This is a genomic window from Mycobacterium sp. HM-7 (genome assembly GCF_053852335.1).
In genome coordinates this window covers 175,897-201,735 of record NZ_CM132657.1, presented here as the reverse complement: position 1 = coordinate 201,735, position 25,839 = coordinate 175,897, and the positions used below count along the sequence as shown (strand labels likewise).

Annotated in this window: 24 protein-coding genes; 9 read left to right on the top strand and 15 right to left on the bottom strand. The window is 67.2% G+C overall.

The window, feature by feature from the left end:
• The first annotated feature begins 20 nt into the window (after window positions 1–20).
• Window positions 21–1,994 carry a M13 family metallopeptidase gene (locus ACWW1C_RS01030; RefSeq protein WP_455981704.1) on the top strand — a complete coding sequence of 658 codons (1,974 nt, stop codon included), beginning with the start codon at window positions 21–23 and terminating at the stop codon, window positions 1,992–1,994.
• A 247-nt stretch (window positions 1,995–2,241) separates the two neighbouring features.
• On the opposite strand, the gene ACWW1C_RS01025 is transcribed toward ACWW1C_RS01030, so the two are convergent.
• Window positions 2,242–3,300, bottom strand: coding sequence for a L,D-transpeptidase (locus ACWW1C_RS01025; protein ID WP_455981703.1), 1,059 nt, complete (start codon window positions 3,298–3,300; stop codon window positions 2,242–2,244).
• A gap of 222 nt (window positions 3,301–3,522) precedes the next feature.
• Here ACWW1C_RS01025 and ACWW1C_RS01020 point away from each other — a divergent pair, with 222 nt between their 5' ends.
• Complete coding sequence (locus tag ACWW1C_RS01020; RefSeq protein WP_455981702.1) at window positions 3,523–3,822, top strand: MTH1187 family thiamine-binding protein; 300 nt, start codon at window positions 3,523–3,525, stop codon at window positions 3,820–3,822.
• 75 nt (window positions 3,823–3,897) lie between these two features.
• On the opposite strand, the gene ricR is transcribed toward ACWW1C_RS01020, so the two are convergent.
• A complete protein-coding gene (gene ricR, locus ACWW1C_RS01015) occupies window positions 3,898–4,251 on the bottom strand; it encodes a copper-sensing transcriptional repressor RicR (protein WP_455981701.1) in 354 nt (117 codons plus the stop codon).
• 79 nt (window positions 4,252–4,330) lie between these two features.
• On the opposite strand from ricR, the gene ilvD reads away from it, so the two are divergent.
• Entirely contained in the window at window positions 4,331–6,031 is a 1,701-nt protein-coding gene (ilvD, locus tag ACWW1C_RS01010) for a dihydroxy-acid dehydratase (RefSeq protein ID WP_455981700.1), read from the top strand.
• Window positions 6,032–6,242: 211 nt separating this feature from the next.
• Window positions 6,243–7,397, top strand: coding sequence for an ankyrin repeat domain-containing protein (locus ACWW1C_RS01005; RefSeq protein ID WP_455981699.1), 1,155 nt, complete (start codon window positions 6,243–6,245; stop codon window positions 7,395–7,397).
• Between the two features lie 40 nt (window positions 7,398–7,437).
• Here ACWW1C_RS01005 and ACWW1C_RS01000 read toward each other — a convergent pair whose 3' ends face one another.
• From ACWW1C_RS01000 to ACWW1C_RS00985, 4 genes are all read right to left on the bottom strand, one after another.
• Window positions 7,438–8,196, bottom strand: coding sequence for a DAPG hydrolase family protein (locus tag ACWW1C_RS01000; RefSeq protein ID WP_455981698.1), 759 nt, complete (start codon window positions 8,194–8,196; stop codon window positions 7,438–7,440).
• On the bottom strand, window positions 8,193–9,533 hold the full coding sequence (locus tag ACWW1C_RS00995) for an FAD-binding oxidoreductase (RefSeq protein WP_455981697.1): 1,341 nt from the start codon (window positions 9,531–9,533) through the stop codon (window positions 8,193–8,195). Before ACWW1C_RS00995 ends, ACWW1C_RS01000 begins: the two co-directional genes overlap by 4 nt.
• 83 nt (window positions 9,534–9,616) lie before the next feature.
• A complete protein-coding gene (locus tag ACWW1C_RS00990; protein WP_455981696.1) occupies window positions 9,617–10,012 on the bottom strand; it encodes a hypothetical protein in 396 nt (131 codons plus the stop codon).
• A complete protein-coding gene (locus ACWW1C_RS00985; RefSeq protein ID WP_455981695.1) occupies window positions 10,012–10,677 on the bottom strand; it encodes an O-methyltransferase in 666 nt (221 codons plus the stop codon). Before ACWW1C_RS00985 ends, ACWW1C_RS00990 begins: the two co-directional genes overlap by 1 nt.
• Window positions 10,678–10,762: 85 nt before the next feature.
• Here ACWW1C_RS00985 and ACWW1C_RS00980 point away from each other — a divergent pair, with 85 nt between their 5' ends.
• On the top strand, window positions 10,763–11,767 hold the full coding sequence (locus tag ACWW1C_RS00980; RefSeq protein WP_455981694.1) for a DUF4331 family protein: 1,005 nt from the start codon (window positions 10,763–10,765) through the stop codon (window positions 11,765–11,767).
• Between the two features lie 104 nt (window positions 11,768–11,871).
• Here the strand turns inward: ACWW1C_RS00980 and ACWW1C_RS00975 are convergent, their stop codons facing one another.
• The 5 genes from ACWW1C_RS00975 to ACWW1C_RS00955 form a co-directional block, all read right to left on the bottom strand.
• Window positions 11,872–12,363 carry a TIGR04338 family metallohydrolase gene (locus ACWW1C_RS00975; RefSeq protein ID WP_455981693.1) on the bottom strand — a complete coding sequence of 164 codons (492 nt, stop codon included), beginning with the start codon at window positions 12,361–12,363 and terminating at the stop codon, window positions 11,872–11,874.
• Complete coding sequence (locus ACWW1C_RS00970) at window positions 12,360–13,109, bottom strand: DUF2786 domain-containing protein (RefSeq protein WP_455981692.1); 750 nt, start codon at window positions 13,107–13,109, stop codon at window positions 12,360–12,362. The genes ACWW1C_RS00975 and ACWW1C_RS00970 overlap by 4 nt, the downstream gene beginning before the upstream one ends.
• A 72-nt stretch (window positions 13,110–13,181) precedes the next feature.
• Window positions 13,182–13,358, bottom strand: a complete 177-nt coding sequence (locus tag ACWW1C_RS00965) for a hypothetical protein (RefSeq protein WP_455981691.1) — start codon at window positions 13,356–13,358, stop codon at window positions 13,182–13,184.
• Between the two features lie 122 nt (window positions 13,359–13,480).
• Entirely contained in the window at window positions 13,481–14,509 is a 1,029-nt protein-coding gene (locus ACWW1C_RS00960) for a hypothetical protein (RefSeq protein ID WP_455981690.1), read from the bottom strand.
• A gap of 13 nt (window positions 14,510–14,522) precedes the next feature.
• Window positions 14,523–15,362 carry an alpha/beta hydrolase gene (locus ACWW1C_RS00955; protein ID WP_455981689.1) on the bottom strand — a complete coding sequence of 280 codons (840 nt, stop codon included), beginning with the start codon at window positions 15,360–15,362 and terminating at the stop codon, window positions 14,523–14,525.
• 60 nt (window positions 15,363–15,422) lie between these two features.
• Here ACWW1C_RS00955 and ACWW1C_RS00950 point away from each other — a divergent pair, with 60 nt between their 5' ends.
• The 3 genes from ACWW1C_RS00950 to ACWW1C_RS00940 all read left to right on the top strand — a co-directional run bounded on the left by ACWW1C_RS00950 (window position 15,423) and on the right by ACWW1C_RS00940 (window position 18,133).
• Window positions 15,423–16,457, top strand: coding sequence for a sigma-70 family RNA polymerase sigma factor (locus ACWW1C_RS00950; RefSeq protein ID WP_455981688.1), 1,035 nt, complete (start codon window positions 15,423–15,425; stop codon window positions 16,455–16,457).
• Between the two features lie 101 nt (window positions 16,458–16,558).
• Window positions 16,559–16,861: a DUF732 domain-containing protein gene (locus tag ACWW1C_RS00945; protein WP_455981687.1), complete on the top strand. Its 303-nt coding sequence runs from the start codon at window positions 16,559–16,561 to the stop codon at window positions 16,859–16,861.
• A gap of 144 nt (window positions 16,862–17,005) precedes the next feature.
• On the top strand, window positions 17,006–18,133 hold the full coding sequence (locus tag ACWW1C_RS00940) for an NDMA-dependent alcohol dehydrogenase (protein ID WP_455981686.1): 1,128 nt from the start codon (window positions 17,006–17,008) through the stop codon (window positions 18,131–18,133).
• Between the two features lie 72 nt (window positions 18,134–18,205).
• On the opposite strand, the gene ACWW1C_RS00935 is transcribed toward ACWW1C_RS00940, so the two are convergent.
• A complete protein-coding gene (locus ACWW1C_RS00935) occupies window positions 18,206–19,093 on the bottom strand; it encodes a helix-turn-helix transcriptional regulator (RefSeq protein ID WP_455981685.1) in 888 nt (295 codons plus the stop codon).
• A gap of 215 nt (window positions 19,094–19,308) precedes the next feature.
• Between ACWW1C_RS00935 and ACWW1C_RS00930 the strand changes: the two genes are divergently transcribed.
• Window positions 19,309–20,631 carry a hypothetical protein gene (locus tag ACWW1C_RS00930; RefSeq protein ID WP_455981684.1) on the top strand — a complete coding sequence of 441 codons (1,323 nt, stop codon included), beginning with the start codon at window positions 19,309–19,311 and terminating at the stop codon, window positions 20,629–20,631.
• A 68-nt stretch (window positions 20,632–20,699) separates the two neighbouring features.
• Here the strand turns inward: ACWW1C_RS00930 and ACWW1C_RS00925 are convergent, their stop codons facing one another.
• The 3 genes from ACWW1C_RS00925 to ACWW1C_RS00915 form a co-directional block, all read right to left on the bottom strand.
• A complete protein-coding gene (locus tag ACWW1C_RS00925; protein WP_455981683.1) occupies window positions 20,700–21,614 on the bottom strand; it encodes a DUF4349 domain-containing protein in 915 nt (304 codons plus the stop codon).
• A 342-nt stretch (window positions 21,615–21,956) separates the two neighbouring features.
• Window positions 21,957–22,733 carry an SDR family NAD(P)-dependent oxidoreductase gene (locus ACWW1C_RS00920; RefSeq protein ID WP_138247590.1) on the bottom strand — a complete coding sequence of 259 codons (777 nt, stop codon included), beginning with the start codon at window positions 22,731–22,733 and terminating at the stop codon, window positions 21,957–21,959.
• Between the two features lie 51 nt (window positions 22,734–22,784).
• The gene (locus tag ACWW1C_RS00915; RefSeq protein WP_455981682.1) at window positions 22,785–25,805 is read right to left on the bottom strand and encodes a hypothetical protein; all 3,021 of its coding nucleotides are present in this window, start codon (window positions 25,803–25,805) and stop codon (window positions 22,785–22,787) included.
• Between the last annotated feature and the right edge of the window lie 34 nt (window positions 25,806–25,839).

Here is a 25,839-nt window from a genome sequence, read left to right as displayed (position 1 = left end):
GGCGATGGCAGGATGGCCAGGTGACTCTCGAAGCTACCTCTCCCCGATCCGGTATCGACCTGAGCTACCTCGACGCCGACGCCCGTCCACAGGACGACCTGTTCGGTCACGTCAACGGCCGCTGGCTCACCGACTACGACATCCCGGCCGACCGGGCCACCGACGGCGCTTTCCGGCTGCTGGCCGACCGCGCCGAAGAGCAGGTGCGCGATCTCATCACGACGGCCTCGGGCCCGGTGGGCACCGACGCTCAGCGCATCGGCGACCTGTACGCGAGCTTCATGGACACCGAGCGGGTCGCTGCCGTCGGTCTCGCGCCGCTGCTGGCCGAGCTGGCTCTGGTCGCCGACGCCGCCGACGCGGACGCTCTCGCCGCGGTCCTCGGTGCGCTGCAGCGCACCGGCGTCGGCGGTGGTGCCGGCGCCTACATCGACACCGACTCCAAGGACTCGACGCGGTACCTGCTGCACTTCACCCAGTCCGGCTTGGGCCTGCCCGACGAGTCCTACTACCGCGAGCCGGCACACGCCGCCGTGCTGGCCGCCTACCCGCAGCACATCGCGCGGATGCTGAGCCTCGTCGTCGGGGGCGACCAAGCCGACACCGCCGCCCGGATCGTCGCGCTGGAGACCAAACTGGCTGCGGCGCACTGGGATGTGGTCAAGCGCCGCGACGCAGACCTGAGCTACAACCTGCGCCGCTTTGCCGACCTCACCGACGAAGCGCCGGGTTTCGACTGGAACGGCTGGCTGACGACCGTGGGTTCGTCCACCGATGTGGTCGCCGAAGTCGTTGTGCGGCAACCAGATTTCCTTGTCGCGTTCGCGGCCCTGTGGGCTTCCGAACCGCTCGAGGACTGGAAGGCGTGGCTGAGCTGGCGTCTGATCAGCGGCCGCGCCCCGATCCTGACCGACGACGTGGTGGCGGAGAACTTCGACTTCTACGGCCGCACCCTGTCGGGCACCGAGGAGATCCGGGACCGCTGGAAGCGCGGCGTCGGCCTGGTCGAGGGCCTGATGGGCGACGCCGTCGGAAAGCTGTACGTGGACCGGCATTTCCCGCCCGCGCACAAGGCCCGGATGGATGAGCTGGTGGCCAACCTGCGCGAGGCCTACCGCGTCAGCATCACCAATCTGGAGTGGATGACGCCCGAGACCCGGCAGCGCGCGCTGGCCAAGCTGGACAAGTTCACCCCGAAGATCGGCTATCCGGCGCGCTGGCGCGACTACTCGGCGCTGGTGATCGACGCCGCCGACCTGTACGGCAACTACCTGCGCGGGCAGGCTGTCGAGCACGACCGGGAGTTGGCCAAGCTGGGCAGCGAGGTGGACCGCGACGAATGGTTCATGACGCCGCAGACGGTGAACGCCTACTACAACCCGGGGATGAACGAGATCGTCTTCCCCGCAGCCATTCTGCAGCCGCCGTTCTTCGACGCCGAGGCCGACGACGCCGCCAACTACGGCGGCATCGGCGCGGTGATCGGGCACGAGATCGGGCACGGCTTCGACGACCAGGGCGCCAAGTACGACGGCGACGGTAACCTCGTCGACTGGTGGACCGACGCCGACCGCGCCGAATTCGGTTTGCGGACAAAGGCGTTGATCGAACAGTACGAGGCGTTCACGCCCCGGGCACTGGAGTCGGGCCACCACGTGAACGGCGCCTTCACCGTCGGCGAGAACATCGGCGACCTGGGCGGACTGTCCATCGCCCTGCTGGCCTACGAGCTCTCACTCGGAGGCGAGGAGGCCCCCGTCATCGACGGGCTCACCGGCATCCAGCGCGTCTACTTCGGCTGGGCACAGGTGTGGCGCACCAAATCCCGTGACGCCGAAGCCATTCGGCGCCTGGCCGTCGACCCGCACTCGCCGCCGGAGTTCCGCTGCAACGGCGTGATCCGGAACATCGACTCGTTCTACGAGGCGTTCGACGTCACCACGTCCGACGAGCTGTACCTCGATCCCGCTGAGCGCGTGCGCATCTGGAACTAGCGGTCCGCCGGGCGGGTTTGAGCGCAGAGTCAGTCGATTCTGCGGGAGGGCGAGAAAACCCCAGTGGCGGCGACCGTGAGCGCAGAATCAATGACCGGCTGGGATTGATCTTGCGGCCACGGTGAGAACGTTCGAGTAGCCCGCGCCCTGACCGCAGGCTCAACACTGAGCCGGCGACAGAGGAGCGCCCCGACACGCGAAACCCCCAATTTCCGAAGGAAATTGGGGGTTTACGCCTGCTCGCGGGTTACCGAGTCCCGGAGGTACCGGACGTCGCGGGTGCGGCGGCCGGGGTCTGCATGCCCCACTGCCAGTCGCCGGCACCGTCGGAGTAGTTGTAGAGACCGACCGAGTTCTTCACGACGATCGGGTCGCCGCTACCGAACTGGTCATAGAACCACTTCGCGTTGTCGGGCGACAGGTTGATGCAGCCGTGGCTCACGTTGCGCTTGCCCTGATCGGCCACCGACCACGGCGCGCTGTGCACGAACGCGCCACTGTTGTCGATGCGGACGGCGTTCTGCACCTTCAGCTTGTAGCCCTGCGGAGAGTCGACGGGAACGCCATAGGTCGACGAGTCCATCACCACCTCCGCGAACTTCTCCAGCACGTAGTAGGTGCCGTTCTTGGTCTCGTCCCCAGCCTTGCCCATCGACATCGGGAAGGTTTTCTCGACCACGCCGTTGCGGCTGATGGTCATCTGGTGCGTCGCGTTGTCCGCGGTGGCGACCAGCGAGTCGCCGGTCCGGAAGCTGGACTTGGTGCCCGCGGCGTCGATGTTGACGACGGTGTTCGCCGGCCAGAAGGCGATGGGCCGCCAGCGCAGCTGGCTGTCGGTCACCCAATAGAACATGCCGGGCACCGGCGGGTTCGACGAGATGTGCACCGCGTCCTGCGCCATCTGCTTGTTGGCGATGGGCCGCGGGAAGTTGATGTAGATCGGCTTGGCCACGCCCACCATGGACCCGTTGACCGGGTTGAAGGTCGGCGGGTTGAACGGCGGCTGCCCGACGAACGGGGTGGGGTTCTGTCCGGCCGGGGTGCCTGCCGGGATGGGCTCCGCGATGCCGGGAATCGGGGCGCCGGGAATGACCGGGGCGGGCGCGGGGACAGGGTCACCGGCCGGCGGGATCGGCGGCGGCAGCGGGGCCTCGACGGGCAGCCCGGGATCGATCGGCGCAGCTGCCACACCTGGGTCCGGCGCGTCCGGGTCGGCCAGTGCCGACGGGGTCGCGACGGTCATTCCGGCGACCAGTCCGGCCGCCACGACCGCGGTCAGTAGCTTGCTCTTCTTCCACTGCGGCATCCGCCACCTCCAGTTCACAACGCCTCCAGTCTCTCATAGCGCGCTGGGCGGCCCCTGCCGCGAAAGGCCCTCGCACCGCGTTTTCAGCCCCATCGAAGGGCGTTGAACTGCACAGTTGATCGGCGCAGATATGTCGCGCGTTACTCCCGCCGGCGGCGCTGGACGCTCCGGAAACGCCTCGACGGCTGTCGGTACCCGCGGGATCCGCGCACAATCGAACCTGTGATTGTTGCCTTCAGCGTCAGCCCGATGGGTGGTGACGAGTCCGGCGGTGTCGGTGCAGCCGTCGCAGCGGCCGTGCGGGTGGTGCGAGAGTCGGGCCTGCCCAACGAGACCAATGCGATGTTCACGAACATCGAGGGCGAGTGGGACGAGGTCATGGCCGTGGTCAAACGGGCCGTGGAAGCGGTGGCGGCGGTGTCCCCACGGGTCAGTCTGGTCCTCAAGTCCGATATCCGTCCGGGCTACACCGGCCAGCTCACCGCGAAGGTCCAGCGCATCGAGGACGAACTCGGCGCGTAACCCCTACTCCGTTGACGCTGCAGTGAGGGCGCGGCGTTCTCGCACAAGTGCGCCCTCAGCTCAGGGTCGATTGATTCAGGACCGCACCAGCCGCGCGATCGCCGCGGAGGCCTCGGCCAGCTTCTGCTCGGCCTCGTCGCCGCCGACCGCCACGGCATGGCTCACGCAATGACCCAGGTGCTCGTCGAGCAACGCCAGCGCGACCGATTGCAGTGCGCTGTTGACCGCGCTGATCTGCGTCAACACGTCGATGCAGTACTTGTCCTCGTCGATCATCTTGGCGATGCCGCGGACCTGTCCCTCGACGCGCCGCAGCCGCTTGGCGTAGTTGTCCTTGTTGGACGAATAGCCGTGTTGGGCTTCTTGCGGCGCATCGCCGTGTGAGGCCCCAGTATGGCCGCCGGTGGCCCCCGACTCGTCTGCCGTCATAACCCCAGCGTACCGCATACCCCTTAGGGGTATTGAAAAGGATTTTGGCGACCAACTGCCCGAGGGCATACTTACCTGCATGTCTGCCGACCAGCCCGATATCAAGCCCCGCAGCCGCGACGTCACCGACGGCCTGGAGAAAACCGCAGCCCGAGGCATGCTGCGCGCGGTAGGCATGGGCGACGACGACTGGGTCAAGCCGCAGATCGGCGTCGGGTCGTCATGGAACGAGATCACGCCGTGCAACATGTCGCTGCAGCGACTGGCGCAGGACGTCAAGGCGGGCGTGCACGCCGCCGGCGGCTACCCGCTGGAGTTCGGCACCATCTCCGTGTCCGACGGCATCTCGATGGGCCACGAAGGCATGCACTTCTCGCTGGTGTCGCGTGAGGTCATCGCGGACAGCGTCGAGACCGTGATGCAGGCCGAGCGCCTGGACGGTTCTGTGCTGCTGGCCGGCTGCGACAAGTCGATCCCCGGCATGTTGATGGCCGCGGCCCGGCTCGACCTGGCGAGCGTGTTCTTCTACAACGGCTCGATCATGCCCGGCGTCGCGAAGCTCACCGACGGCACCGAGAAGGAAGTCACCATCATCGACGCCTTCGAGGCCGTCGGTGCGTGCGCGCGTGGGCTGATGTCCCGCGAGGACGTCGACATCATCGAGCGCGCCATCTGTCCCGGTGAGGGTGCCTGTGGCGGTATGTACACCGCCAACACCATGGCGTCGGCCGCCGAGGCGCTCGGTATGTCGTTGCCGGGCAGCGCATCTCCGGTGGCCATCGACAAGCGCCGCGACGAATTCGCCCGCAAGTCCGGCGAAGCTGTCGTGGAGATGCTGCGCCGCGGCATCACCGCCCGCGACATCCTGACCAAGGAAGCGTTCGAGAACGCCATCGCGGTCGTCATGGCATTCGGCGGCTCCACCAATGCCGTGCTGCACCTGCTGGCCATTGCCCGCGAGGCCGAGGTCGAGCTGACCCTCGCCGACTTCACCCGCATCGGCAACAAGGTGCCCCACCTGGCCGACGTGAAACCCTTTGGCCGCCACGTGATGAAGGACGTCGACGAGATCGGCGGCGTGCCCGTCGTGATGCGCGCGCTACTGGATGCCGGTCTGCTGCACGGTGATTGCCTGACCGTCACCGGCAAGACCATGGCCGAGAACCTCGCCCACATCGCGCCGCCCGACCCGGACGGCAAGGTGCTGCGCGCGATGAACAACCCGATCCACCCGACCGGCGGCATCACCATCCTGCACGGCTCGCTGGCTCCCGAGGGTGCCGTCGTGAAGTCGGCCGGCTTCGATTCCGACGTGTTCGAGGGCACCGCAAGGGTTTTCGAGCGCGAGCGCGCCGCCCTGGACGCACTGGAAGACGGCACCATCACGCACGGCGACGTCGTCGTCATCCGCTATGAAGGGCCCAAGGGCGGTCCGGGCATGCGCGAGATGCTGGCCATCACCGGCGCCATCAAGGGCGCCGGCCTGGGCAAGGACGTGCTGCTGATGACCGACGGCCGCTTCTCTGGCGGCACGACGGGCCTGTGCGTCGGGCACATCGCGCCGGAGGCCGTCGACGGCGGTCCCATCGCGTTCGTGCGCGACGGTGACCGCATCCGCCTGGACGTGGCGAACGGCACGCTGGACCTCCTCGTCGACGAGGCCGAATTGGCCGCGCGCCGTGAAGGATTCGAGCCGTTGCCGCCGCGCTACAAAACGGGCGTGCTGGCCAAGTACACGAAGCTGGTCCAATCGGCCGCGGTCGGCGCGGTCTGCACCTAACCGCTTTCCGCGAGCGTGCGTGTCTGTACGTGGACACACCGCAATTGGTGTGCATTTCGCGCACGCTCACGGGCCGGTACAGTGGCGATCGGGCGCGCAGGACCGCCCGACGTCCGCTCGAAGGGGCTCAGCCTCCCTGCTGGTGTTTTACCTTGTGACCGACCTCTTCTCGGCCCGATTCGCGGACGCGGGCGCATGAGAGGAGGCCGTCATGGCCAGCACACTGCCCACCAATCCGTCCCTGGACAAACTCCGCGATGAAGCGCGTCGGTTCCAGCGCGCCGAGGGCATCGCGCTTCATGCCGCGCAATTCACAGTCGCCCGCCGCTATGGCTTCACCGGCTGGCCGGCGCTGGTGCACTACCTGCGGCTCGCTGCTGATCTGAGCGTCGACCCGGGCGCCGTCGACGAGGACGCCCTCGCCGCGGCGGACCGGTTCTGCTCATTGGCGGCGTTGCGTTACGACGAATCCGACGCCCCGCCCCGCTGGCAGTCCGCCGCCGACATGCTTGCCGTCGATCCCAGGTTGGCCGAGCACAGCATCTGGGCCGCTGCCGCCGCATCCGACCCGGTCGCCTTGAACCGTCACCTCGCCGCGCGACCGACACTTGCCAACACCGGCGGCGGGCCGTTCGGCTGGGTCCCCATGATGTACCTCTGCTACACACGTATTCCCCTGGGCCGCAGTGCAAGTGACGTCATAGCGGCCGCGACTCTGCTGCTCGACGCCGGCGCCGACCCGAACGCCGGCTACCTCTGGTGCGGGATGTCGACGCCGTTCACGCTGTTGACCGGGGTGTTCGGTGAGGGCGAGCAGGGGCCGCGGCGTCAGCCCCGGCATCCGCACGCCACCGCGCTCGCCACCTTGCTGCTGCGCCGCGGCGCCCATCCGGTTGATCAGCAGACGCTCTACAACCGGATGTTCCGTCCGGATGATTCGCACCTGGAGCTGCTGTTCGCCCACGGCCTCGCCGAGCCCGCGCCCAGCCCGTGGGAGCAGCGACTCGGCGAGGCGATGGAGACCCGAGAACAGCTGTGGCAACGGCAGATTCGCTGGGCGGCCGAGCACGGATTCAGCGATCGTCTCGCTTTGCTCGCGCGGCACGGCATCGATGTGTCCGGCGTCGAGACCATCCAGCCGGCCTTCCCCGCCGATCCGAACGCCCGCGACGACGACGGCGCGACACCGCTGCACCAGGCCGCATGGGAGGGCGACCTGTCGCTGATCCGGCGGCTGCTGGACGCGGGCGCCGACCCGTCGATCACCGACGGGCGATTCGACTCGACCCCGCTGGAGTGGGCCGAGCACGCCTATCAGACCGAGGCGGCGGAACTGCTCCGCGCGGCGACTTCCGCCACCACCTGACGAGCTCGGCGAACTGGCAGCACCTCCTGACGCACGAGTCTCAGCTTGGGGGTTGGCCGCACTGCGCGTAGAGCTCCGGCAGGAAGCCGGCGAGATGGTTCATCTCCTGCGCGCAGTGCACCAGCAGGTCGCGCGGATGGGGCAGCTGACGCGCGGCAAGCACCCGAAATGCGTGGTCCGCCAGGGACTTACCAGCCCGGAAACTGACGTGCTGTCCGCCCATCCAGAATCGGGAGCGCATCTCCGCACCGTCCGGCGTCGGGCGCACTTGATGAACAAGCCAACCGATATCGACCGGGATGTCGGGCGACCCCAGGCGCGCGGCGATGGCCAGCCCGGCGTGCCCCAGTGGGGCCGGGTCGACGAATTGGATCGCCACCGAACTGAGCGCCGAGCCGAGGTACTCCTCGACCAGCGAGGTCCGGCCGATATAGGCCAGGTCGTCACGGCCGTCGCGCCACTGCGCCGACACATGCGCCCGGGGATGCCACAGCTTGTAGCGGCGCGCGTCGCAGCCGTGCCAGCCGAACCACCAGTCCCACATCTGCGGCGTCACGCCCGGCATGTCGGTGCGCACGGCGACGGTGTAACCGCCGTCCGACAGGCTGCCGTAGCCGTTCTCGGTCTGCTGATAACCGTCCCCGGCCAACGGTTCGTCGAAGTCAGGTAGCACCGGGCCGGCCTGTGGCCCGTGCTCGAGCGCCTGCACCACATGACGTGGCAGCGCCGCCATCTCCGGGTTGAAGAACCTGCCGAACGGTGTGTCCGCGTCGTCGCCGCGGTAACCCAGGTAGCTCATGTCCGTCCCATCCAGGCGTAGAAGCGACCCTCCGGGTCATATTGTGCGCGCACGGCGTCCAGTCGCGCCATGGCCGCGTCGGTGGCGAACCGCGCCGGCCGGGCGCCGAGGTTCTCGTCGGCCAGCTGTATACCGGTGGCCAGGTGCGACATCGCCGCCATATTGGATCGGGCCCAGTCACCGTACTTTTCGTCGTCGGCCGCGTCTGACCAGCCGGCGTACAGCGCCAGATACACCTCGTCCTCCAGGCTGTAGGCCATGTCCTGACGGGCGGGCGACGGTCCCCAGTTCAGCCAGAGGAAATGCGACGGGTGCGGCGGCATGGTCTCGAGGATGTTCCGCACGCCCGGTAGCAGCTCGGCCGTCGACGCCGACGTCCACATGTTGTCCGCGGCGTAGCGGTGGTCGTTCAAGTAGTTACTCATCACCGCGTCGTACCAGGTGGGCAGGTTCGTCGGCGCGAACGGCACGGCCATCAGCGCGTGCGGCCGCGCGGGGCACGTATCGAGCAGTGCCACTGCATCTTTGGCTTCGTCGTCACTGTCGGCGAACACCGGCGAGGCCAGCACGATGCCCGGCGTGCTCAGGCCCGAACTGGGCATGGCCCGGGAGGCGACGATCTGCAGCTCCACGCGGCGGTCAACGTCGGCGCTGATGGCGCGGGCCCACGCGTAGATTTCGTCGGCAGCCTCGAAAGGGTAGACGTACAGGCTGCTGCCGCACACCGCGGGCTTCGGATAGAGGCGCAGGTGGAATGCCGTCACCACACCGAAGAATCCGGGACCGGATCCCCTTGCCGCCCAATACAAATCCGGGTGTTGTTCGGCGTCGCACCGGATCTGTTCACCGTCGGCCGTGACCACGTCGAGCGCCAGCACGCTTTCGCACGCCGGCCCCAGCACCCGGCTGTGCCAGCCGTAGCCGCCCTGCAGCAGGTAACCGCCGAGACGCACGCCCCGGCAGTGTCCCGACGGGAAGAACAGGCCTTGCTGCTCCAACTCGGTCGCCAGGACGCTGCCGCCTTTGCCAGGTCCCACGACGGCAGTCATCGCGTCGGGATCCACCCGGCACGTATCGAGCCGGCTCACGTCGAGCAGCATGCCGCCGTCGCGGAGGTGATTCGCCGACCAGCTGTGCCCGCCGGAACGGATGCCGACCGCCAACCGGTTCGCACGGGCATACCGGACCGCCACCACCACATCGGCAGTGCACGAAGCCTGCACGATGACATCCGGAAAGCGTTGCGGCACACGCGCATTCCACACCGTCGCGCAGCGCGCCTCGTCATAGCCCGCGTCACCGCGGCGGAAATGTCGAACCTCGGCCAAAGCTGTCACCGCAACTCCTCGCGCGTCGACGCCCACCCTCACCAAAACGTAACACCGGGAATGAGCGGCTGCGTCAAATTCGAGTTGTGGCTCTACTCCGCCGTCAGCACCGCCCGACCGCCGACAGGATCGGCCAGCGGCACGACGATCGTGCCGGGCATGATCATCATGGTGCAGACCATGCGTTCGCGATCCGACCGGCGGCCGGACGTCAGCGTGACCGTCACGGTCTGGTCGGTCTCCCGCACGGTGGCGTGCACCCCGTAGCAGTCGGGCGATCCGATCGAGATATTCAGCGCCAGTGCGGGTTCCGGGTCCAGGCGGCTCCAGGACTCCGCCGTCAGCGGACGTGGGTCGACGATCGACGGCTCGTCGACGAACGTCGATCCCGACGAGACGGGCACTTCCGGTAGCGGCGTCGCGTCGGCCGAGGCCGTCGGTGCCAGGCCGACCGCCAACACGAGTCCCGCAGCAGCGACCCTGCGCACTACGTCCCCACCCGCGCCACGGCGAAGCCGTCCCAGCCCTTGGCACCGACGGTCTGGATGGCGGCGGCCTCGAGACGCGGGTGGTTGCCCACCAGTTCCAGCATGTTGCGCACCCCTTGCGCCTGCAGGTCATCAGCGGCCGGATCCAGCACCCGGCCCATGCGCGTGACGTTGTCGACGACGATCACCGCGCCCAGCACTGCCAATCGCACCGCCCATTCGACGTAGGCGGTGTTGTTCTCCTTGTCGGCGTCGATGAAGAAGAAGTCGAACTGGTCGCCCCGCTCCGCCAACTGCGGCAAGGTGTCCAGCGCCGCGCCCACCAGCACTTCCACCCGGTCTGCGACGCCGGCCCGCTCGAAATTGGCCCGCGCGACCGCGGCGTGTTCGGGCGAGTACTCCAACGTCGTCACCCGGCCCTCGGCACCGATGCCACGGGCGAGGTTGATGGTGCTGTAGCCCGCGAGTGTCCCGATTTCCAGCACGCGGGTGGCGCCGCTGATCGTCGCCAACAGAGACAACAGCTTTCCGTGCTGCGCGGACACCTCGATGGCCGGCATGCCGGCCGTCACCGCGGACTCGCGCGCCGCGGCCAACGTCTCGTCCTCGGTACGCAGCACCTCGTTGAACATCTGGTCGACAGCTTGCGGTTCGGGTTGGGTCATGGCCCCAGGCTAGCGCGGGAGAATCCGGTCCCCAGATTGGCCGATTCCGGTTCGGCGCGGTCCATCGACCACTTGAATGACGTCTATGTCAAATCATTTCACGGGTCTGAGCCTCGGCCCACCCTTGGGCGACCAGCGCCTGGACCTCTGCGATCTGTACGCCTTCCAATCGCCGGCCGACCCGGCTCGCACAGTGCTCATCCTCAACGCCAACCCCAACGCCGACGCCCTTCATCCCGAGGCGATCTACCGGCTCGCCATCGACAACGACGGTGACCTGCGCAACGACATCGCATTCAGCTACGTCTTCTCCGCGCCGGACTCAGGACGGCAGACGGTCGACGTGTACGTGGCGACCGGAGAGGCTGCCCGATCACCAGAGGCGGTGGGCGACAAGATCTTCGAGAGCGTCGAGGTGTCGTTCGGCAAGGAGCCGGTGATCGCCGAGTCCGGCGGCTACACGTTCTTCGCCGGCGCCCGCAGCGACGCCTTCTTCTTCGACTTCGACGGCATCAAGAACCTGTTCGACATCAGAGGCGGCCGCAACTTCACCGCGCTCCACCTCAGCGGTGAATTCCCTTGGACCGGAGTGGATTCCAACACGCAGGCCAACGTGTGCTCGATGGTCCTGGAGCTGCCGACCGCAGAACTGCTGGCCGCCACGCCCGACATCCGCATCTGGGGACGCTGCAGCGTCCGCCGCGACGGCGCGCTGCTGCACGTCGACCGGGCCGGCCATCCGTCGGTCAGCAGCTTCTTCAACACCGATGACACCAAAGAGGAGTACAACGCCAGCGAGCCGGAGCACGACCGGGACCGCTGGATGCCGATGTTCGTGCACCTCCTGGGGCACACCGGCGGCTATACCGACGAGGAGGCTGTCGCCGCTGTCGACGCCGAGGGCATCCTGCCCGACATGCTGACGTTCAACCCGTCACTGCCGGCCAAATACCCGAACGGGCGGGTGTTCACCGACGACGTGATCGACTACCGATTGGCCTCACTGACCAAGGGCGACTGCCCGCCGTCGGGCCTCAGTCCGCACACCGACACGCTGGACGTCTTCCCGTATCTGGGGCCGCCGCATTAGACGATCAGCAGGCGCACGCTCGCCGGCCGCGAGGGGCCGCGAAGTACACGCCGAACGCGGCGTGTCCACGTACAAACACGGCCGCTCGCGGGGAAAGGAAAGGGTTAGCGCACGCCCTCTTTGGCGTAGACCACGCGCAGGACGTGCCCGACCTCCGGGCCCATCACCATGTCGGCCAGGTCGCAGAAGGCCGCGGTGAACGCCGGCCCGTGCGGCGGCACCGCGGCGGACAGATGGTGCGCCACCTCGTGCAAGACGACCAATTCCCGCAGCGCCCAGGTGGATTGGCGTTCGGGCACCGCGATGACCGCACCCCCGTCACCCGCCTCGTAGTGCGCGGCCGTCACGCCCCGCCGTGCCCGCACCGCCACCGCACCGGCGTCAGGCCACCGCGCCGCCACCGTCGGCATGGTCAACACCTGGTCGACGTAGCGCCGCACCGCCTCGACGGAGCCGAAGCGCGCCTCGGGCGGTAGCGTCAACTGCGCCCCGAAGAACTCGACCGCCCGGTTGCCACGCTCCCCCGCGCGGTCGAACAACGTACGCACGAACTGCTCGGCGGCATACACCGCAGACCGTTGGACGTCCCGGGTCATCGCTCCAGAGCCGTACGCGCACCGGACAATTCGGGGCTCGGCCCCAACCGCGCGCGGCGTCCCGCCCGGTCCCCGGCCCGCCGCGCCGCCGACGAGTAACCGGCCGACGCACTCGTCGCCCGCCAGCTCCCCCGCGCCTGGGACGTCTTCTTGTAGAACGACACCAGCTCGAGATCCTTGTTGCGCAACGCGACCGCGGTCCCCGGCTGATCGGCGCTCTCGGAGGTCGCTGCCTGCCGCGCTTCCTCGCGGGCGTCGATCAGCCGCTGGCCAACGCGCGCGCCGAACGCCAGCTGAAAGTTGAGCCGGGCGGTGATCGTCGGCGTCGGCCGGTGCGCACCCGTCGAGATGTAGGCGTCCGACGACTTCACCATCTGCACCACCACGCTGGCGTACAGGGCGTGAGTGGCGTCGATGTCCTCGGCGAACCCGTAGGCGTAGACGAACGTCGAGTTGGACGCGATGTCGCATTTCACGTCGTTGGCCCGGGCGATCAGCACGAACAACTGCACGAACGTCCGCAGCCCCCGGGTGCCCGCATCGCCGATGGTGACGGTGCGCTGCACCGGCTCCTGCGCCGCGGTCCGGGTCGCCGAATGCGCCCGCGCCACCGCCAGGTCGATCGAGGTCGTGGTGGCCAGCCGCTGCGCCGCGGCCATGAACGCCTCGGCCTCGTGCTGGTTGTCGGTGTTCTCGGCCTGCCGCAGCAGCGCCGCGATCCGGGCCAACATCCTGTCGTCACTCATGCTCGCGACATTATGGGACGGATACGACGTTTCCGCGCGCGCGACGTGTCGTGGCCGTCGCCGCAACCGCCGTCAGTCCGGCGGCTCCTGCGCTTCGGCCGGTTCTTGTTCCACGTCGGGCGTATCGTCACGGCCGGTGGCCCTGGCGCGACGAAGTTCGTCGACGGCGCTGACGGGTCCCTTGGCCTCGCCGGTCTCGAGGTCCGCGTCGGTGTATGTACTCCGGGAACCGGGATCATCCTTGTCCATGGCAGTCCGTCCTGTTCGTCGGTCGTACGGCGCCACGAAACACTCGTGCCCCGTAGGCGTCGTGATGCAGGTATACCCACCGATGAAGGTTGGACACTTCCTACCGCGGCCGCGCGTGGTGACTACTTGCCGACAAACCCGTCCAGCGCGCTCGTCAGCTGCGGCGAGAGAGGCGCCTTGTTGGCGTAATTGGCGACGTTGTCGCTGGGATCGTCGCGCAGCACATGGCTCACGCCCTTGAGCGGAACCACGGTCAGCGCGGTGTGCGCCAGGGCGGCGATCAGCGGCTGCTCGGCGTCGCAGAAGGCCTGCACGTCGGAGTCGGAGCAGGTCAGCAGGACAGGGGTGCCGTTCGGCACCTTCGCGGCCAGCGCGAGGGGGTCGATGGAGTCGGCCTCCAGCACGGCTTTGGCGTTGCCGGGGTTGAGGATGGCGCTCAGGCCTTCGGGCAGCTTGGCCGGCGGCGTGCCGCTGGCCCGCGTCGTTGCGACGGCTGCGTTCCAGTCGGTCAGCACCTGGTCGGCCTGCTGCCGGGTCTTGGCACCGGCCTTCACGTCGGCGTCGACGGAGGACCGCACCCGATTGGTGATGACGTCGAGATAGCGGCCGGCCAGCGGCTGCAGCAGCGCGAGGGAACGGATCTTCGGGGCGCCCGAACTGGTGTCGGTGGCCACCGCCAGCGCGTGCACCGTGCCCTCGCCCAAGCCGTACACCGAGATTCGGGACGTATCGGTGCCCTTCTGCTCGGACAGGAACTTCACGGCCGCCTTCGCACCGGCGGTGTAGACCGCGCTGCCCACGTCCCGGAGGTTCTGGGCGTGCGGCCCGACGCCGGTCTTGCCGGTGCCGACCTTGTCGTAGCGCAGGCTGTCGACGTTCTTGCCGGACAGGTATTCGGCCAGCTGGCGCATGTTGCCGACCTTGCCGGCGACGGCGTTGTCGCCATTGCGGTCGGTCTGGCCGCTCTCGGAGATCATCAGCACCGACGGCGCCGCGGCGGCGCCGGGCACATGGCGGTAGCTGCCGTGGATGGTCAGGCCGTCGGCGACGAAGCTGACGTCCTCGTCGACCCAGTCGGTTCCGGGACTGGAACCACACGCCGCGACCGCCAGCACCGCCAACCAAACCAGCGGGCGGGCAACCCTTTTCACGAGAACACTCCGGTCACAGGCGCACTTCGATCCAGCTCACGACGTCGTCGAGGACGACGGCCTTCTCGGGCTCGTTGAACACCTCGTGGTAGAGCTCCGGGTAGACCTTCAGCGACACGTCGGACGAGCCGACGCACTCGACCAGCTTGTGGCTGCCGGCCACCGGCACCAGCTTGTCTTCCTCACCGTGCACCACCAGCAGGGGCGCGGTGATGGCGGCGGCCCGCTGCGGCATGGTCTCGCCGACGCCGATGAGCACCTTGCCCACCCCGGCGGGCACCTTGCCGTGATAGACGAGCGGGTCGGCGTTGTAGGCCGCGACCACCTCGGGATCGCGCGACACCGCGTCGAACGGCAGGCTCTGCGCCGGCAGCCCAGGCAGGATGGAGCCCAGCAGCTTCGCCGCCAGCGCCAACGGCAGGCCGACCTGGGACCGGGCGTCGACTGCGGGACCCGACAGCACCATGAGGTGGTAGTCGTCGGGATGCTCGACGCCGTACGAGAACACGATGCCGCCGCCCATGCTGTGGCCCAGCACGACGCGCTTCAACTCGGGGTATTCGGCAGTGGCGATGCCGACGAGATGGTGGAAGTCCCCGGTGTACTCGGAGATGTCCCGGACGAACACGCGCTTTCCGGCCGAGCGGCCGTGCCCGCGGTGGTCGAGCGCGAACGTGATCAGCCCGGCCTCGCCGAACCTCTGGGCGACATGGTCATAACGACGGGCGTGCTCGCCGAAACCGTGGGACAGCACCACGACGCCTGTCGGGTCGGTATTGGGCACCCAGACGTCGTAGACGATCTTGGTGCCGCCGATACCGTCGAAGCTGCGTTCGCTGCGGGTCGTGGCCATGGAGAGACAATATCTGGGGTCCGCCCGCGGCGCGTCCGTCGCCGCCGTGACGCCCGCCGGATGTCACACCCCCTGCGTACCCTGGGTGGGGTGAGTGTCCTCAGCGATTCCAGCGCAGCAGACACGTCGTCCCGGGCCCGCGATGCGTTCCTGTCCGACGCCCAACGGCACCGGCGCGAGCTGCTGGCCCACTGTTACCGCATGACCGGTTCCCTGCACGACGCCGAGGACCTGGTGCAGGAGACCTACCTGCGCGCCTGGAAGGCCTACGACAATTTCGAGGGCAAATCGTCGGTGCGGACGTGGCTGTACCGCATCGCCACCAACACCTGCCTGACCTCGCTGGAGGGCCGTCAGCGCCGGCCGCTGCCGTCCGGGCTCGGTCAGCCGGCGGCCGATCCGCACGCCGAGATCACCGAGCGCACCGACACCGCCTGGCTCGAGCCGCTGCCCGACGTGCATGACGCCCCCGGCGACCCGCAGACCATCGTCGGCTCACGCGAGTCGGTCCGGCTGGCGTTCATCGCTGCGCTGCAACATCTTTCGCCTCGACAACGCGCCGTACTGGTACTGCGCGACGTCCTGCAGTGGAAGGCCGCCGAGGTCGGCGAGGCCGTCGGAACGTCCACCGCCGCCGTCAACAGCCTGCTGCAACGGGCTCGTGCCCAGCTCGACTCCGTCGGCCCCAGCCAGGACGACGCCCTGGTCGCGCCGGAGTCCGACGAGGCGCGCGACCTGCTCGCCAAGTACGTCAATGCCTTCGAGTCCTACGACATGGACGCCCTGGTCGAACTGTTCACCGCCGACTCGGTGTGGGAGATGCCGCCGTTCGACACCTGGTACGCCGGTCCGCGCGACATCGTCGAACTGTCCCGGTTCAAATGCCCCGCCGAGCACCCGGGCGACATGCGGTTCGTCGTCACCACCGCCAACGGGCAGTCCGCCGCGGGCATGTACATGCGCAACCCCGAGACCGGCCGGCACGAGGCGTTCCAGCTGCACGTGCTGGATATCAAGCCCGACGGGATCTCGCACGTCGTCGCATTCATGGACCCGAGGCTGTTCGAGAAGTTCGGGCTCGCGCCCAGCCTCTGACCGCTACCCAAACGGTAGGGATCTCCCTTATATCTCCACACTCCGATCGCCGATACGTTCAGTGGCACAGCCTCGTGACCCGCTGACGAAAGGGATCGCTCATGAAGATCGCGCTTCTCGGTGCCGCCGTGATCACCGCAGCCAGTGCCGTTTTGGCGGCCCCGGCGGCGATCGCGAGCCCCGGCTCGTTCCTGGAAGAGATCGGCATCAATGGGGCCGCGCTGCCGGGCAAGACGCCCGACCAGATGGTGGCCGCCGGCCAAGGCGTCTGCCGAGACCTGCGCGGCGGTGTCACGGTTCTCGATGAGATGACGGCCGTCGAGAAGGCGTACGCCTTCAACCAGGGCGCGCTCTTCGTCAGTGCCTCGACCACGCACCTGTGCCCCGACTTCGCGGCCGGCTAGCCACGGCTTCGGGACCAGAGCGCTATTAGGGCTAGTTTCGGGTTCCCCTACATGACATGTTCTGACACCATATTTACCCAGGTAGATGGCCTGCTGTAGCATCTTTCTGGAACGTGTTCTTACTTTGTGGCTATGATCTTCGTCATGAAGACCAAAGGTGCTCTGCTGTGGGAAGTGAACTCCCCGTTCCAGGTCGAGGAGATCGACCTCGGCGACCCCGTTGCCGACGAAGTACAGATCCGGATGCATGCCGCGGGCATGTGCCACTCCGATTACCACCTGACCACCGGCGCCACCCCGATGCCGCTGCCCTGCCTCGGCGGGCACGAGGGCGCGGGCGTCGTCACCAAGGTCGGCAAGAACGTCACCGGCATCGAAGAGGGCGACCACGTCATCCTCGCGTTCATCCCGGCGTGTGGCTCCTGCCCGCCGTGTATGAAGGGCTTCCGCTCGCTGTGCGACCGCGGCGCCGTCCTGCTGGGTGGCAAGTCGATCGCCGACGGCACCAACCGCATCCACACCGCCGGCGGCAAAGAGGTCGCGGCCATGAACCTGCTGGGCACGTTCGCCCCGTACATGACCGTCCACAAGGACTCGGTCGTCAAGATCGACAAGGACATCCCGTTCGAGTCGGCCGCCATCATGGGCTGCGCCGTCCCGACCGGCTTCGGCTCGGCCACCAACGTCGCGCAGGTGCAGCCCGGTGAGTCGGTCGCCATCGTCGGCGTCGGCGGCATCGGCATGAGCGCGCTGCAGGGCGCGGTGATCTCGGGCGCCAAGCACGTCATCGCCATCGACCCCAACCCGTGGAAGCGCGAGCAGGCGCTGAAGTTCGGTGCGACGCACGTCTACCCGTCGATGGCCGAGGCCATCGCGCCGATGATCGACCTGACCTGGGGCCTGATGGCCGACAAGGTCATCATCGCCGTCGGCGAGATGAAGGGCGAGTACATCGAAGAGGCCATGATCCTGACGGCCAAGACCGGCACCTGCGTCGTGACCGGCATGGGCTCGATGATGGACGCCGACGTCAAGATGAACCTCTTCTTGTTCACCATGCTGCAGAAGACGTTGAAGGGCAACATCTTCGGTGGCGGCAGCTCGCACATCGAGACCCCGCGCCTGGCCGCGCTGTACAAGTCGGGCCTGCTGAACATCGATGACATGATCACCCGGACCTACAAGCTCGAGGACATCAACCAGGGCTACCAGGACATGCTGGACGGCAACAACATTCGTGGCGTCGTCACCTTCGACGAGTCCGACTGGTAACTGTTCTTTTCGCACGCGGCAAACTGCCCCCTCTCTTCGGAGAAGGGGCAGTTTTGCGTTCGCCCCAATAACTCAGTAACTGTCCCGGTAGGCGGTGGGCGAAATACCGACCCGCTTGCGGAACGCGGTCGCGAAGTGGCTGGGTGTAGAGAACCCCACCGATAGCGCGATTTCCGCGACCGCCTGCGTGGTAGAGGACAATAGTGTCTTGGCGCGATCGATCCTCAGGTCCAGTAGGAATTGATAGGGCGTCGTGTGAAACGCTCGTCGGAACGCGCTGATGAACGCCTGCACCGGCATACCGGCCAGTTGCGCCAATGCATCCAAATGAATCTCGGAATCGAGTCCGTCACTGAGGAATTCGACAAGCGTGGCGCGGGTCCTGGTGTCGATGACCCGGTGTTCCCGCTTCTTGGGCGCGGCAGCGGTGTACTTCTCGCAGATCAGTAGACGAACCGTTTCCGCCATGGAATGTGTGAGCAACTGCGCCACGGCGTCGTCACGGTCGGCGACGCTGTAGATCTCCTCGACGAGATGGTGAATCAGTCGGTCCCGGTACTTGATTCTGGGCAACAGTCCGGCATCGTCGATCACCCCGCGCGGGACGGCAATCTCGCAGATCCCCGCGACATCTCCTTGGACCAAGGCGGCACATTCGATTCCAGCGGGCTTCCACCAGACGTCTCCCGCAGTCGGCGGCACCTGTCCGGACGGCCCCCAATCCAGAGCTGTCTGCATGGAATGCATTGTCCCGCCGCGATATATATACACAAGATGGTGCGTATCACTGGCGCTGCACCAGTCGGTTGGCAGCGATATCTGTTCCGTCGAGAAGGCGAACGACAGTCCGCGCGCGGCAACATCCGCACGCTCCAACATGATTCGCGGCGTGAGTGGACGGTCACCGTCCCACGGCTTCATCCCCATCCGAAACCCCACTGGCACATCGTTTTCGATCACACGGTCGGCGGAATGGTAGACCTTCCAACGCATATCGTGGCCGGTTTTGCAGACCTACCAATTGGTAACTTCACCAGGCCCGAATATTTGAAAAGGCCCACAGAATGTGAATGCGCATCTTTGGTTCAGTCCGTACTTTTCGGGCCGGTCAGTGACAACTGACGTCCTCAACTGAACCAAAGGAGACCGAGTTGAGTCTCGCTCTACGACCGTATATGAATGCCGGCGTCGCGCTGGTCGGCGCAGGCGTCATTGCCCTCACCCCCGTGGCGGCGCCGCCGACGGCCCTGCATGCTCCAGCCCTGCCCTCTGCTGCGACAGTGGAGCTCACGGCATTCACCAACCCGCTCGAAACGTGGGCCTCCGTGGCGACCGCCACCTTCGCCAACCTCGGCAATCTCGGCCAAGTCGTCGCCGACAACCCATTCCCGCTCGTGCGACAACTGATCGCGATTCAAGTCGTGAATGCCAACAAGCTGGCCGGCATCGCACAGACGGTGGGTACCAACTTCGTGTCCATGCTCGATCCCCGCAATCCGTTCAGTTCGGCCAGTTACCTACAGAAGGCGCTGACACAGATCGCATCGGGTGATTTCGCGGGTGCGATCGAGAGCGTCTACACCGCACTGATCGTCCGGCCTGCCTACCAAATCGGATTCCCGCTGCTTACCGCATACGACGTTGTGAATACCGCAGCGCAGCATTTCCAGAAGTTCGTCGCCGCTGCACCGGGGCTCTTTGTTGGTCCCGGCATGAACTTCCTATTCGGCACGCTGGGTGGCTTCGAAACGGCGTTAGGACACACGGTTCAAGGACTGGTAGACGCAGTCAAAGCGGGCGACATCGTGACAGCGGCCAGCATTGCGCTCAATGCTCCCGCCGTTCTGACCGGCGCCATGCTCAACGGTTACGCCCCTTACAGCACCAGCGGACTACTCGGCAAAGCGGGTCCGGTCAGAACCATACTGCGCTGGCTAGAAACCGCTGCAGAAGCAATCGGCAAACCCAAGCCAAAGCCGGCGGCGGCGGTCCCCGACCCAGCGTCGGCGTCAACCATCAGCACCGAACCAGCGTCTGCCTCTGCGGCGCCGAACTCATCTATCGCATCGCCAATCACACCGTCGCCCCAATCTGCGACGTCAGCATCGACCGTCACCCTGGCGAAGACTGATTCCGTTACAGCGCAAATTGATTCGATAAACTCTGATTCCGCATCGAAAACAGATGATTCGGCTGCGTCCGCATCCTCTGTACCCCAGACCGAAAGGGAACCCGCGAGCCCCGCACCCAAACCCCTACCCATCACCACCCCCGGTCAGGCGATCAACGCGGCGGAAAAGGCTGCTGCCAAGGCGATCTCGACTGCAGGTAAGCAAATCACGTCCGCTACCAACAAGATCGGTGAGGATCTGAAGAAGACATTCACCAAGCCTCGCAAACCTACCAAAGCGGATACGTCGACCAGGCCGACGAAGGCGGACTCAGACGGCAGCAACTCGAACAAGAGCCAAAAGGCCAGTTCGGGGGCTGCCAAGTAGACGCCGAGCAGGCGCAAAACTGCCCCTTTTCCGACGAAGAGGGGCAGTTTTGCGTCTGGTCGCGGGAGCTACTCCTGCGGCGGGCCGGCAGGCGGCGCAGGCTCTGCCGGCGCGCTGCTCTTGTGGCGCGAGCCCGTCCACTTGACGAATCCGTAGGGCACGCCGCCGAGGACCGCCAGCGGAATCAGCCACGGCAGCAGGAAGCCGAACGCCAAGACCAGGTGAGAACCAAAGGCCCACAACGTATCCCAGCCGCGCTCGACCTGCCCCAAGAACCCGTGGTAGCGCTGTGGGGCGGGACCGCCAGTGCGCTCAGCGGTGATCTGCACATCGACGGAGCTGTAGGTGATCTGGTCTCGCAGGGTGTCACGCTGCGCCTGCAGACTCTGCAGCTCGGCCTGCCGCGACGACAACGCATCCTCGGCCTTGATCAACGCATCGGGGTCCTTGGAGTCGCGCATGATCGCCAGCAACCGGTCCACCGATGTCTTCAGCGCGGTGATCCGGGCGTCGAGGTCGACGCGGTGCGCGGTCACGTCGTCGGTCTTGACCTCAAGCGTCTGCACCGTCCCCAGCCCCTTGAGGGCGGCCAGTGCGGCGTCGAGACCGTTCGCAGGCACTCGCAACACCAAGTGGACGCTCGCCCGGCCCGACGTTGACCCGGCGTCGTCCGAGCGCTCATCGACCCGTCCATCCGCTTTGCCGACGATCGCGGTGGCCTTGTCCGCCGCCGCCACCGGGTCCGCGGTGACGAGGATCAGCGACGCGGTCTTGACGACGTCGCGTGCGGGATCGACGAGTGGTGGAGGCGCTTCAGGCGCACCGCCTTTGGACTCCGCAGGCCCGCTCATCGGCGCCTTCATCGGCGCCGGGGCGGAGTCGGCATGCCGTGCCGAGTTGCCGCCGCTACATCCGGCCACCAACCACAACGAGGCAATCAACAGAGCGAGAAATACGACCGGTCGGAACCGCGTGCGCGTCATGCCATCCCAGCGTACGCAGCGATTCACAGGAATTGCCCGGCGAATGTGCAGCCACACCTACCGCCGATGCGTCACGAGTTCGTCGAGCTTCGTCGAACCTGGCCACAGGGCGATTTTCCACGCGGCGTTCCGCCATCAGGTCAGGCTCGTGCCGACCGTCGGACGCTGTCGCGCCCAACGCAACTGCACGGCGCTACAAGGCCGGTTTCTCCGCCACCCGGTTGCGTTCGCCGGCGACCGCGAAGGTTCGACCGGACAGGCCCCGGACTCCCGTTCCAAAACGCGCGAAAACCCCCAATCTCGTTGGAGATTGGGGGTTTTCGGAACCGACTGGGAGAACTACTACTTCGGGGGCATCCGGATACCGCCGTCGACGCGGACGACCTCGGCGTTCATGTACGAGTTGGTCAGCAGCTCGACAACCATGGAGGCGAGCTCGTCGGGCTTGCCCAGGCGGTGCGGGAACAGCACGGACTCGCCGAGCTTGGCCTTGAAGGCTTCCGAGGCTTCGCCCTCGCCGTAGATCGGGGTGTCGATCAGGCCGGGTGCGACGGTGTTGACGCGGATGCCCACAGCCGACAGGTCGCGCGCGACCGGCAGGGTGAGGCCCACGACGCCGCCCTTGGACGACGAGTACGCGGCCTGGCCGATCTGGCCGTCGAACGCCGCGACGCTGGTCATGTTGACGATGGCGCCACGCTCACCGGCCTCGGTGAAGTCGTTCTTGCTCATCTGGGTGGCGGCGATGCGGATGCAGTCGAAGGTGCCGACCAGGTTGATGTCGAGGACCTTCTTGTACAGGTCCAGGTTGTGTGCCGACTCGAACTCGCCGTCCTTGCCGATGGTGCGCTGGGCCCAGCCGACACCGGCCGAGTTCACCAGGGCACGCAGCGGGCCGAGGTCAGCGGCGGTCTTGACCGCGTCGATGATCTGCTCGGTGTTGGTGACGTCGACGGTGACGAAGACGCCGCCGATCTCCTTGGCGAGGGCCTCGCCCTTCTCGGCCTGGAGGTCGGCAATGACGACCCGGGCACCCTTGGCGGCCAACTGACGGGCAACAGCCGCACCGATTCCTGACGCGCCGCCGGTGACGACCGCGCTAGCTCCATTGATATCCACGCCGACAGCGTATGCGAGGCCGACCGCTGCGCGGGACGGACCTGGCAAAGCTCAGGCAGCGTGCTTGCCGGTGCCCGAATCCGGTGCCCGGTGCTTGCCGCCGGTCGACGCCGGGGCCCGGTGCCGGCCGGTTCCGGCGGCGTCCGCATCCGCGTTCGATGCGGATGAATCCCCGCTCGCTGCATTGTCTTTCGGCTTCGGGGACTTGGCCCCCTTGGGCTTGCCCGTCTTGCCCTTGCCCATACCCGCATCGGATGCCTTGGTGTCGTCCGAGGTGGCACCGCCCTGCGCAGCACTCGCGGCATCGGTAGGACCCGTCGCCGCGGCGTCGGAATCGTCCTTGGCGTGCTTGGGCTTCGTCGGCTCCTTGGTCGTCGGTTCCGCCGCCGGGGACTCCGTTGTCGTGGACGTGGTGTCGGCGGCCGTCGTCGGCGTCGTCTGCTTCCCGGTCTGGGCGGCCGTTCCGGTCGGTACCGCGGCGATGGCCGCGGGTGTCGTCTTCGCCGTACCGGCCGTCGCGGTCGGCGTCGTCGTCGCCACCGCGGCCGGCGCCTTGGCCGCCGCAACGGTCGATGGCAGCGCACCCAGACTCAACAGGTTCCCGCCCTTACTGATCACCGAGATCGCTTCCGAGATGGCGTTCGGCATCGAGACCGGGCCCGTGAATGCCGTCTGGAACCCGGTGACCAGTGATGTCATCAGGCGGGGAACGACCTTCGACCAGTCGATGTGCGGCATGGCGCCGAACTGCACCGGGGTGGCCGCGGTGCTCAGGGAGCGCAGGTACTGGCCCGACGCGGGATCCCAGTAGGCATCCGAGTAGCCCAGGTTCACGAGGCTGGTCAGGACCGGCGACAGCGCGTTGCCCAACCGATAGGCAACGTTCCCGACCGGTGTCAGACCGACGAGGTTCAACGCGTCGCCGGCGAGGTAGACCGGCTCCAGCAAGGGCAGGTGATTCGCCGCGGCCGTCAGATAGATGTTGGTGTCGGTCGAGCCTCCGCTCGCCAGATTCGTGACCATCGATTCCAGCTGCGTGATCAGCTGGCCGGCTGCCGCCTCCTGGTCGACGCCGCGCAGGATGTACGTCGGCATCAGCCCGGCCGCCAGGTTGTTCAACAGCGTCACCGGGTTCGCCCAGGCCGCGAAGTCCGACAGCGGCTGGTACTCGACCGTCGCGTCGACCTTCACGGGCACCAGGTTCGCGCCGCCGAGGGCCAGGCCGGTGCCGCCGAGCGCCGTGCCGCCGCTGCTGGTGATCGCCACGTCGGGCGTGACGGCGTTGATGCCCAGCATCCGAAGGAACGACGAGAACCGCGCCAGCACACCGCCATTCGCGCGGCCCGCGTTGTTCAGCAGAATCTCCGGCAACAGGGTGAGGCTGCCTGCGATGGACGTGGCGCCCGTGTAGTTCAGCCCGCCGGGCTGCGACGACAACTTGGCCAGCACATCCCGGTATGCCGCACCGGCCGAGAACGCACCCAGGCCGCTGGCCACCACGATGGGGATCCGCACCGAGCCGATGTCCAGCGACGGGATGGCGTCGACGACGCCGAGCACGGCGCTGCTCAGCACGCCGGTCAGCGCGCCGGACACGCTGCCGGACAGTCCGGTGGTGGCGCCGGAGACGACGCTGCCGACGACGCTCGTGACCGTGCTGCTCACCGTGCTGTTGACCAGCGTGCTGATGCTCGTCCCGCCGGCCAGACCGGTGACAATCCCCCCAACCAACGGCGTCAGCGCATTCAGCACCGTGCTGGTGAGGTCGATCGTGGTGCCGACGACCGGCACGGTGTAGCTGAGGCCGAGATCGCCGACGGCGCTGTTGATCGCGGTCGTGAGCGCCGTGGTCAGGGTGCTGGTGCTGCCCAGGGTGCCATCGACGGTGCTCGTCAGTGCGCTCGTCAACGCGGTGGTCAGGCTCGTGGTGAGCGAGCTGGTCAGGGTCGAGGTGAGGGCGTTCGTCAGGATCGGCGTCAGGCTGGCGGTCAGCGCCCCCGTGCCGAGCGCGGCGGTGAGGTTGGTTGCCAGCGCGTCCTTCAGCGTATCGGTGCCCAACGTGAGGTACGGGGTGCTGTTGACGGACTTCGCGATGGCAGTCTCGGTGCCCGGGGTCCAGCCGACGTCGACGCCCAGCAGCCTGGCCAGGGTGAACGCCGGGCCTGCCGTGGTCACGGAGATCGCATTGCTGACGACGAGGCTGCCGAGATTCAACCCGGCGAGGTCGAGCAGCGTGCCGACGCCGATGTTGCCCGCGGCGTCCTGGAAGCCCGCGGCCTGCAGTAGGGGGTTCACCAGATCGCCGAGGTTGCCGGTGACGATGCCGCCGAGCGCACCAGTCAGGGTGCTGCCGAGGCCGTTGGTCAGCGCGCCGCCGGACAGGCTGCCGGTCAGACCGCTGGTGATGCCCGTGGTGAGCTGACCGATCAGGTCGGTGGCGACGAGATTCGCCACGGTGGTGGCGAGTCCCGAGACGTTGAGCAGACCGGAGAGGTTGAGCTGTATGCCCACCACGGGGACGGTGATGGACAGCCCGCCCAGCAGGGTTTGCAGCGGCGCGACGAGCGCGCTCACCAGACCCGTTTGCAACGTGCTCAGGAAGCTCGTGCCCGTCAGGCCCGACAGCGTGCTGTTCAGCGCTGTGCTGACGGCCGCGCTGATCGCCGAGCTCAGCTGCGACGTCGTCCCGGCACCCACCTGAGACATGAGGCCGGAGAGGAGGTCGGGACTCAGCATGTTGAGCAGCGACGGCACGTTGATGGTGCCGACGTTGGCGTTGAGGACGTCGGTCAGCAGGCTGGGCGGAATCTGCGCCAGCAGCGTCTGCAAGGTGACGGTCGGCTGGCGACCGAATTGGTTGACCAGCGCCGGCAGCACGGCGTCGACGGTGTTCTGGAACGTTTGGTAGGGCGTCGTCGTCGCGGTGAGGTTCACCGCGAGTCGGCTTTCCGCAGCCAGTAGCGGGGGCGGCGTGGGCGCCGTGACCACCGCGGCGGTCGCCGTCACAGCCGCTGCGCCCATCACTGCCAAACGTGAACCGCGGATGTCGAATTCGCGATGTCTGCCACTCATGTGCCCCGCCCCATCCCGCAATATTGACTGCGAC

Bases quoted from the DNA above. Each gene is read 5' to 3' on its own strand.
- ACWW1C_RS01025 (WP_455981703.1), bottom strand. From the start codon at position 3,300: ATGCCGCAGTGGAAGAAGAGCAAGCTACTGACCGCGGTCGTGGCGGCC.
- ricR (WP_455981701.1), bottom strand. From the start codon at position 4,251: ATGACGGCAGACGAGTCGGGGGCCACCGGCGGCCATACTGGGGCCTCA.
- ilvD (WP_455981700.1), top strand. From the start codon at position 4,331: ATGTCTGCCGACCAGCCCGATATCAAGCCCCGCAGCCGCGACGTCACC.
- ACWW1C_RS01005 (WP_455981699.1), top strand. From the start codon at position 6,243: ATGGCCAGCACACTGCCCACCAATCCGTCCCTGGACAAACTCCGCGAT.
- ACWW1C_RS01000 (WP_455981698.1), bottom strand. From the start codon at position 8,196: ATGAGCTACCTGGGTTACCGCGGCGACGACGCGGACACACCGTTCGGC.
- ACWW1C_RS00985 (WP_455981695.1), bottom strand. From the start codon at position 10,677: ATGACCCAACCCGAACCGCAAGCTGTCGACCAGATGTTCAACGAGGTG.
- ACWW1C_RS00980 (WP_455981694.1), top strand. From the start codon at position 10,763: ATGTCAAATCATTTCACGGGTCTGAGCCTCGGCCCACCCTTGGGCGAC.
- ACWW1C_RS00975 (WP_455981693.1), bottom strand. From the start codon at position 12,363: ATGACCCGGGACGTCCAACGGTCTGCGGTGTATGCCGCCGAGCAGTTC.
- ACWW1C_RS00970 (WP_455981692.1), bottom strand. From the start codon at position 13,109: ATGAGTGACGACAGGATGTTGGCCCGGATCGCGGCGCTGCTGCGGCAG.
- ACWW1C_RS00965 (WP_455981691.1), bottom strand. From the start codon at position 13,358: ATGGACAAGGATGATCCCGGTTCCCGGAGTACATACACCGACGCGGAC.
- ACWW1C_RS00955 (WP_455981689.1), bottom strand. From the start codon at position 15,362: ATGGCCACGACCCGCAGCGAACGCAGCTTCGACGGTATCGGCGGCACC.
- ACWW1C_RS00950 (WP_455981688.1), top strand. From the start codon at position 15,423: ATGTCACACCCCCTGCGTACCCTGGGTGGGGTGAGTGTCCTCAGCGAT.
- ACWW1C_RS00945 (WP_455981687.1), top strand. From the start codon at position 16,559: ATGAAGATCGCGCTTCTCGGTGCCGCCGTGATCACCGCAGCCAGTGCC.
- ACWW1C_RS00940 (WP_455981686.1), top strand. From the start codon at position 17,006: ATGAAGACCAAAGGTGCTCTGCTGTGGGAAGTGAACTCCCCGTTCCAG.
- ACWW1C_RS00930 (WP_455981684.1), top strand. From the start codon at position 19,309: ATGAATGCCGGCGTCGCGCTGGTCGGCGCAGGCGTCATTGCCCTCACC.
- ACWW1C_RS00925 (WP_455981683.1), bottom strand. From the start codon at position 21,614: ATGACGCGCACGCGGTTCCGACCGGTCGTATTTCTCGCTCTGTTGATT.
- ACWW1C_RS00915 (WP_455981682.1), bottom strand. From the start codon at position 25,805: ATGAGTGGCAGACATCGCGAATTCGACATCCGCGGTTCACGTTTGGCA.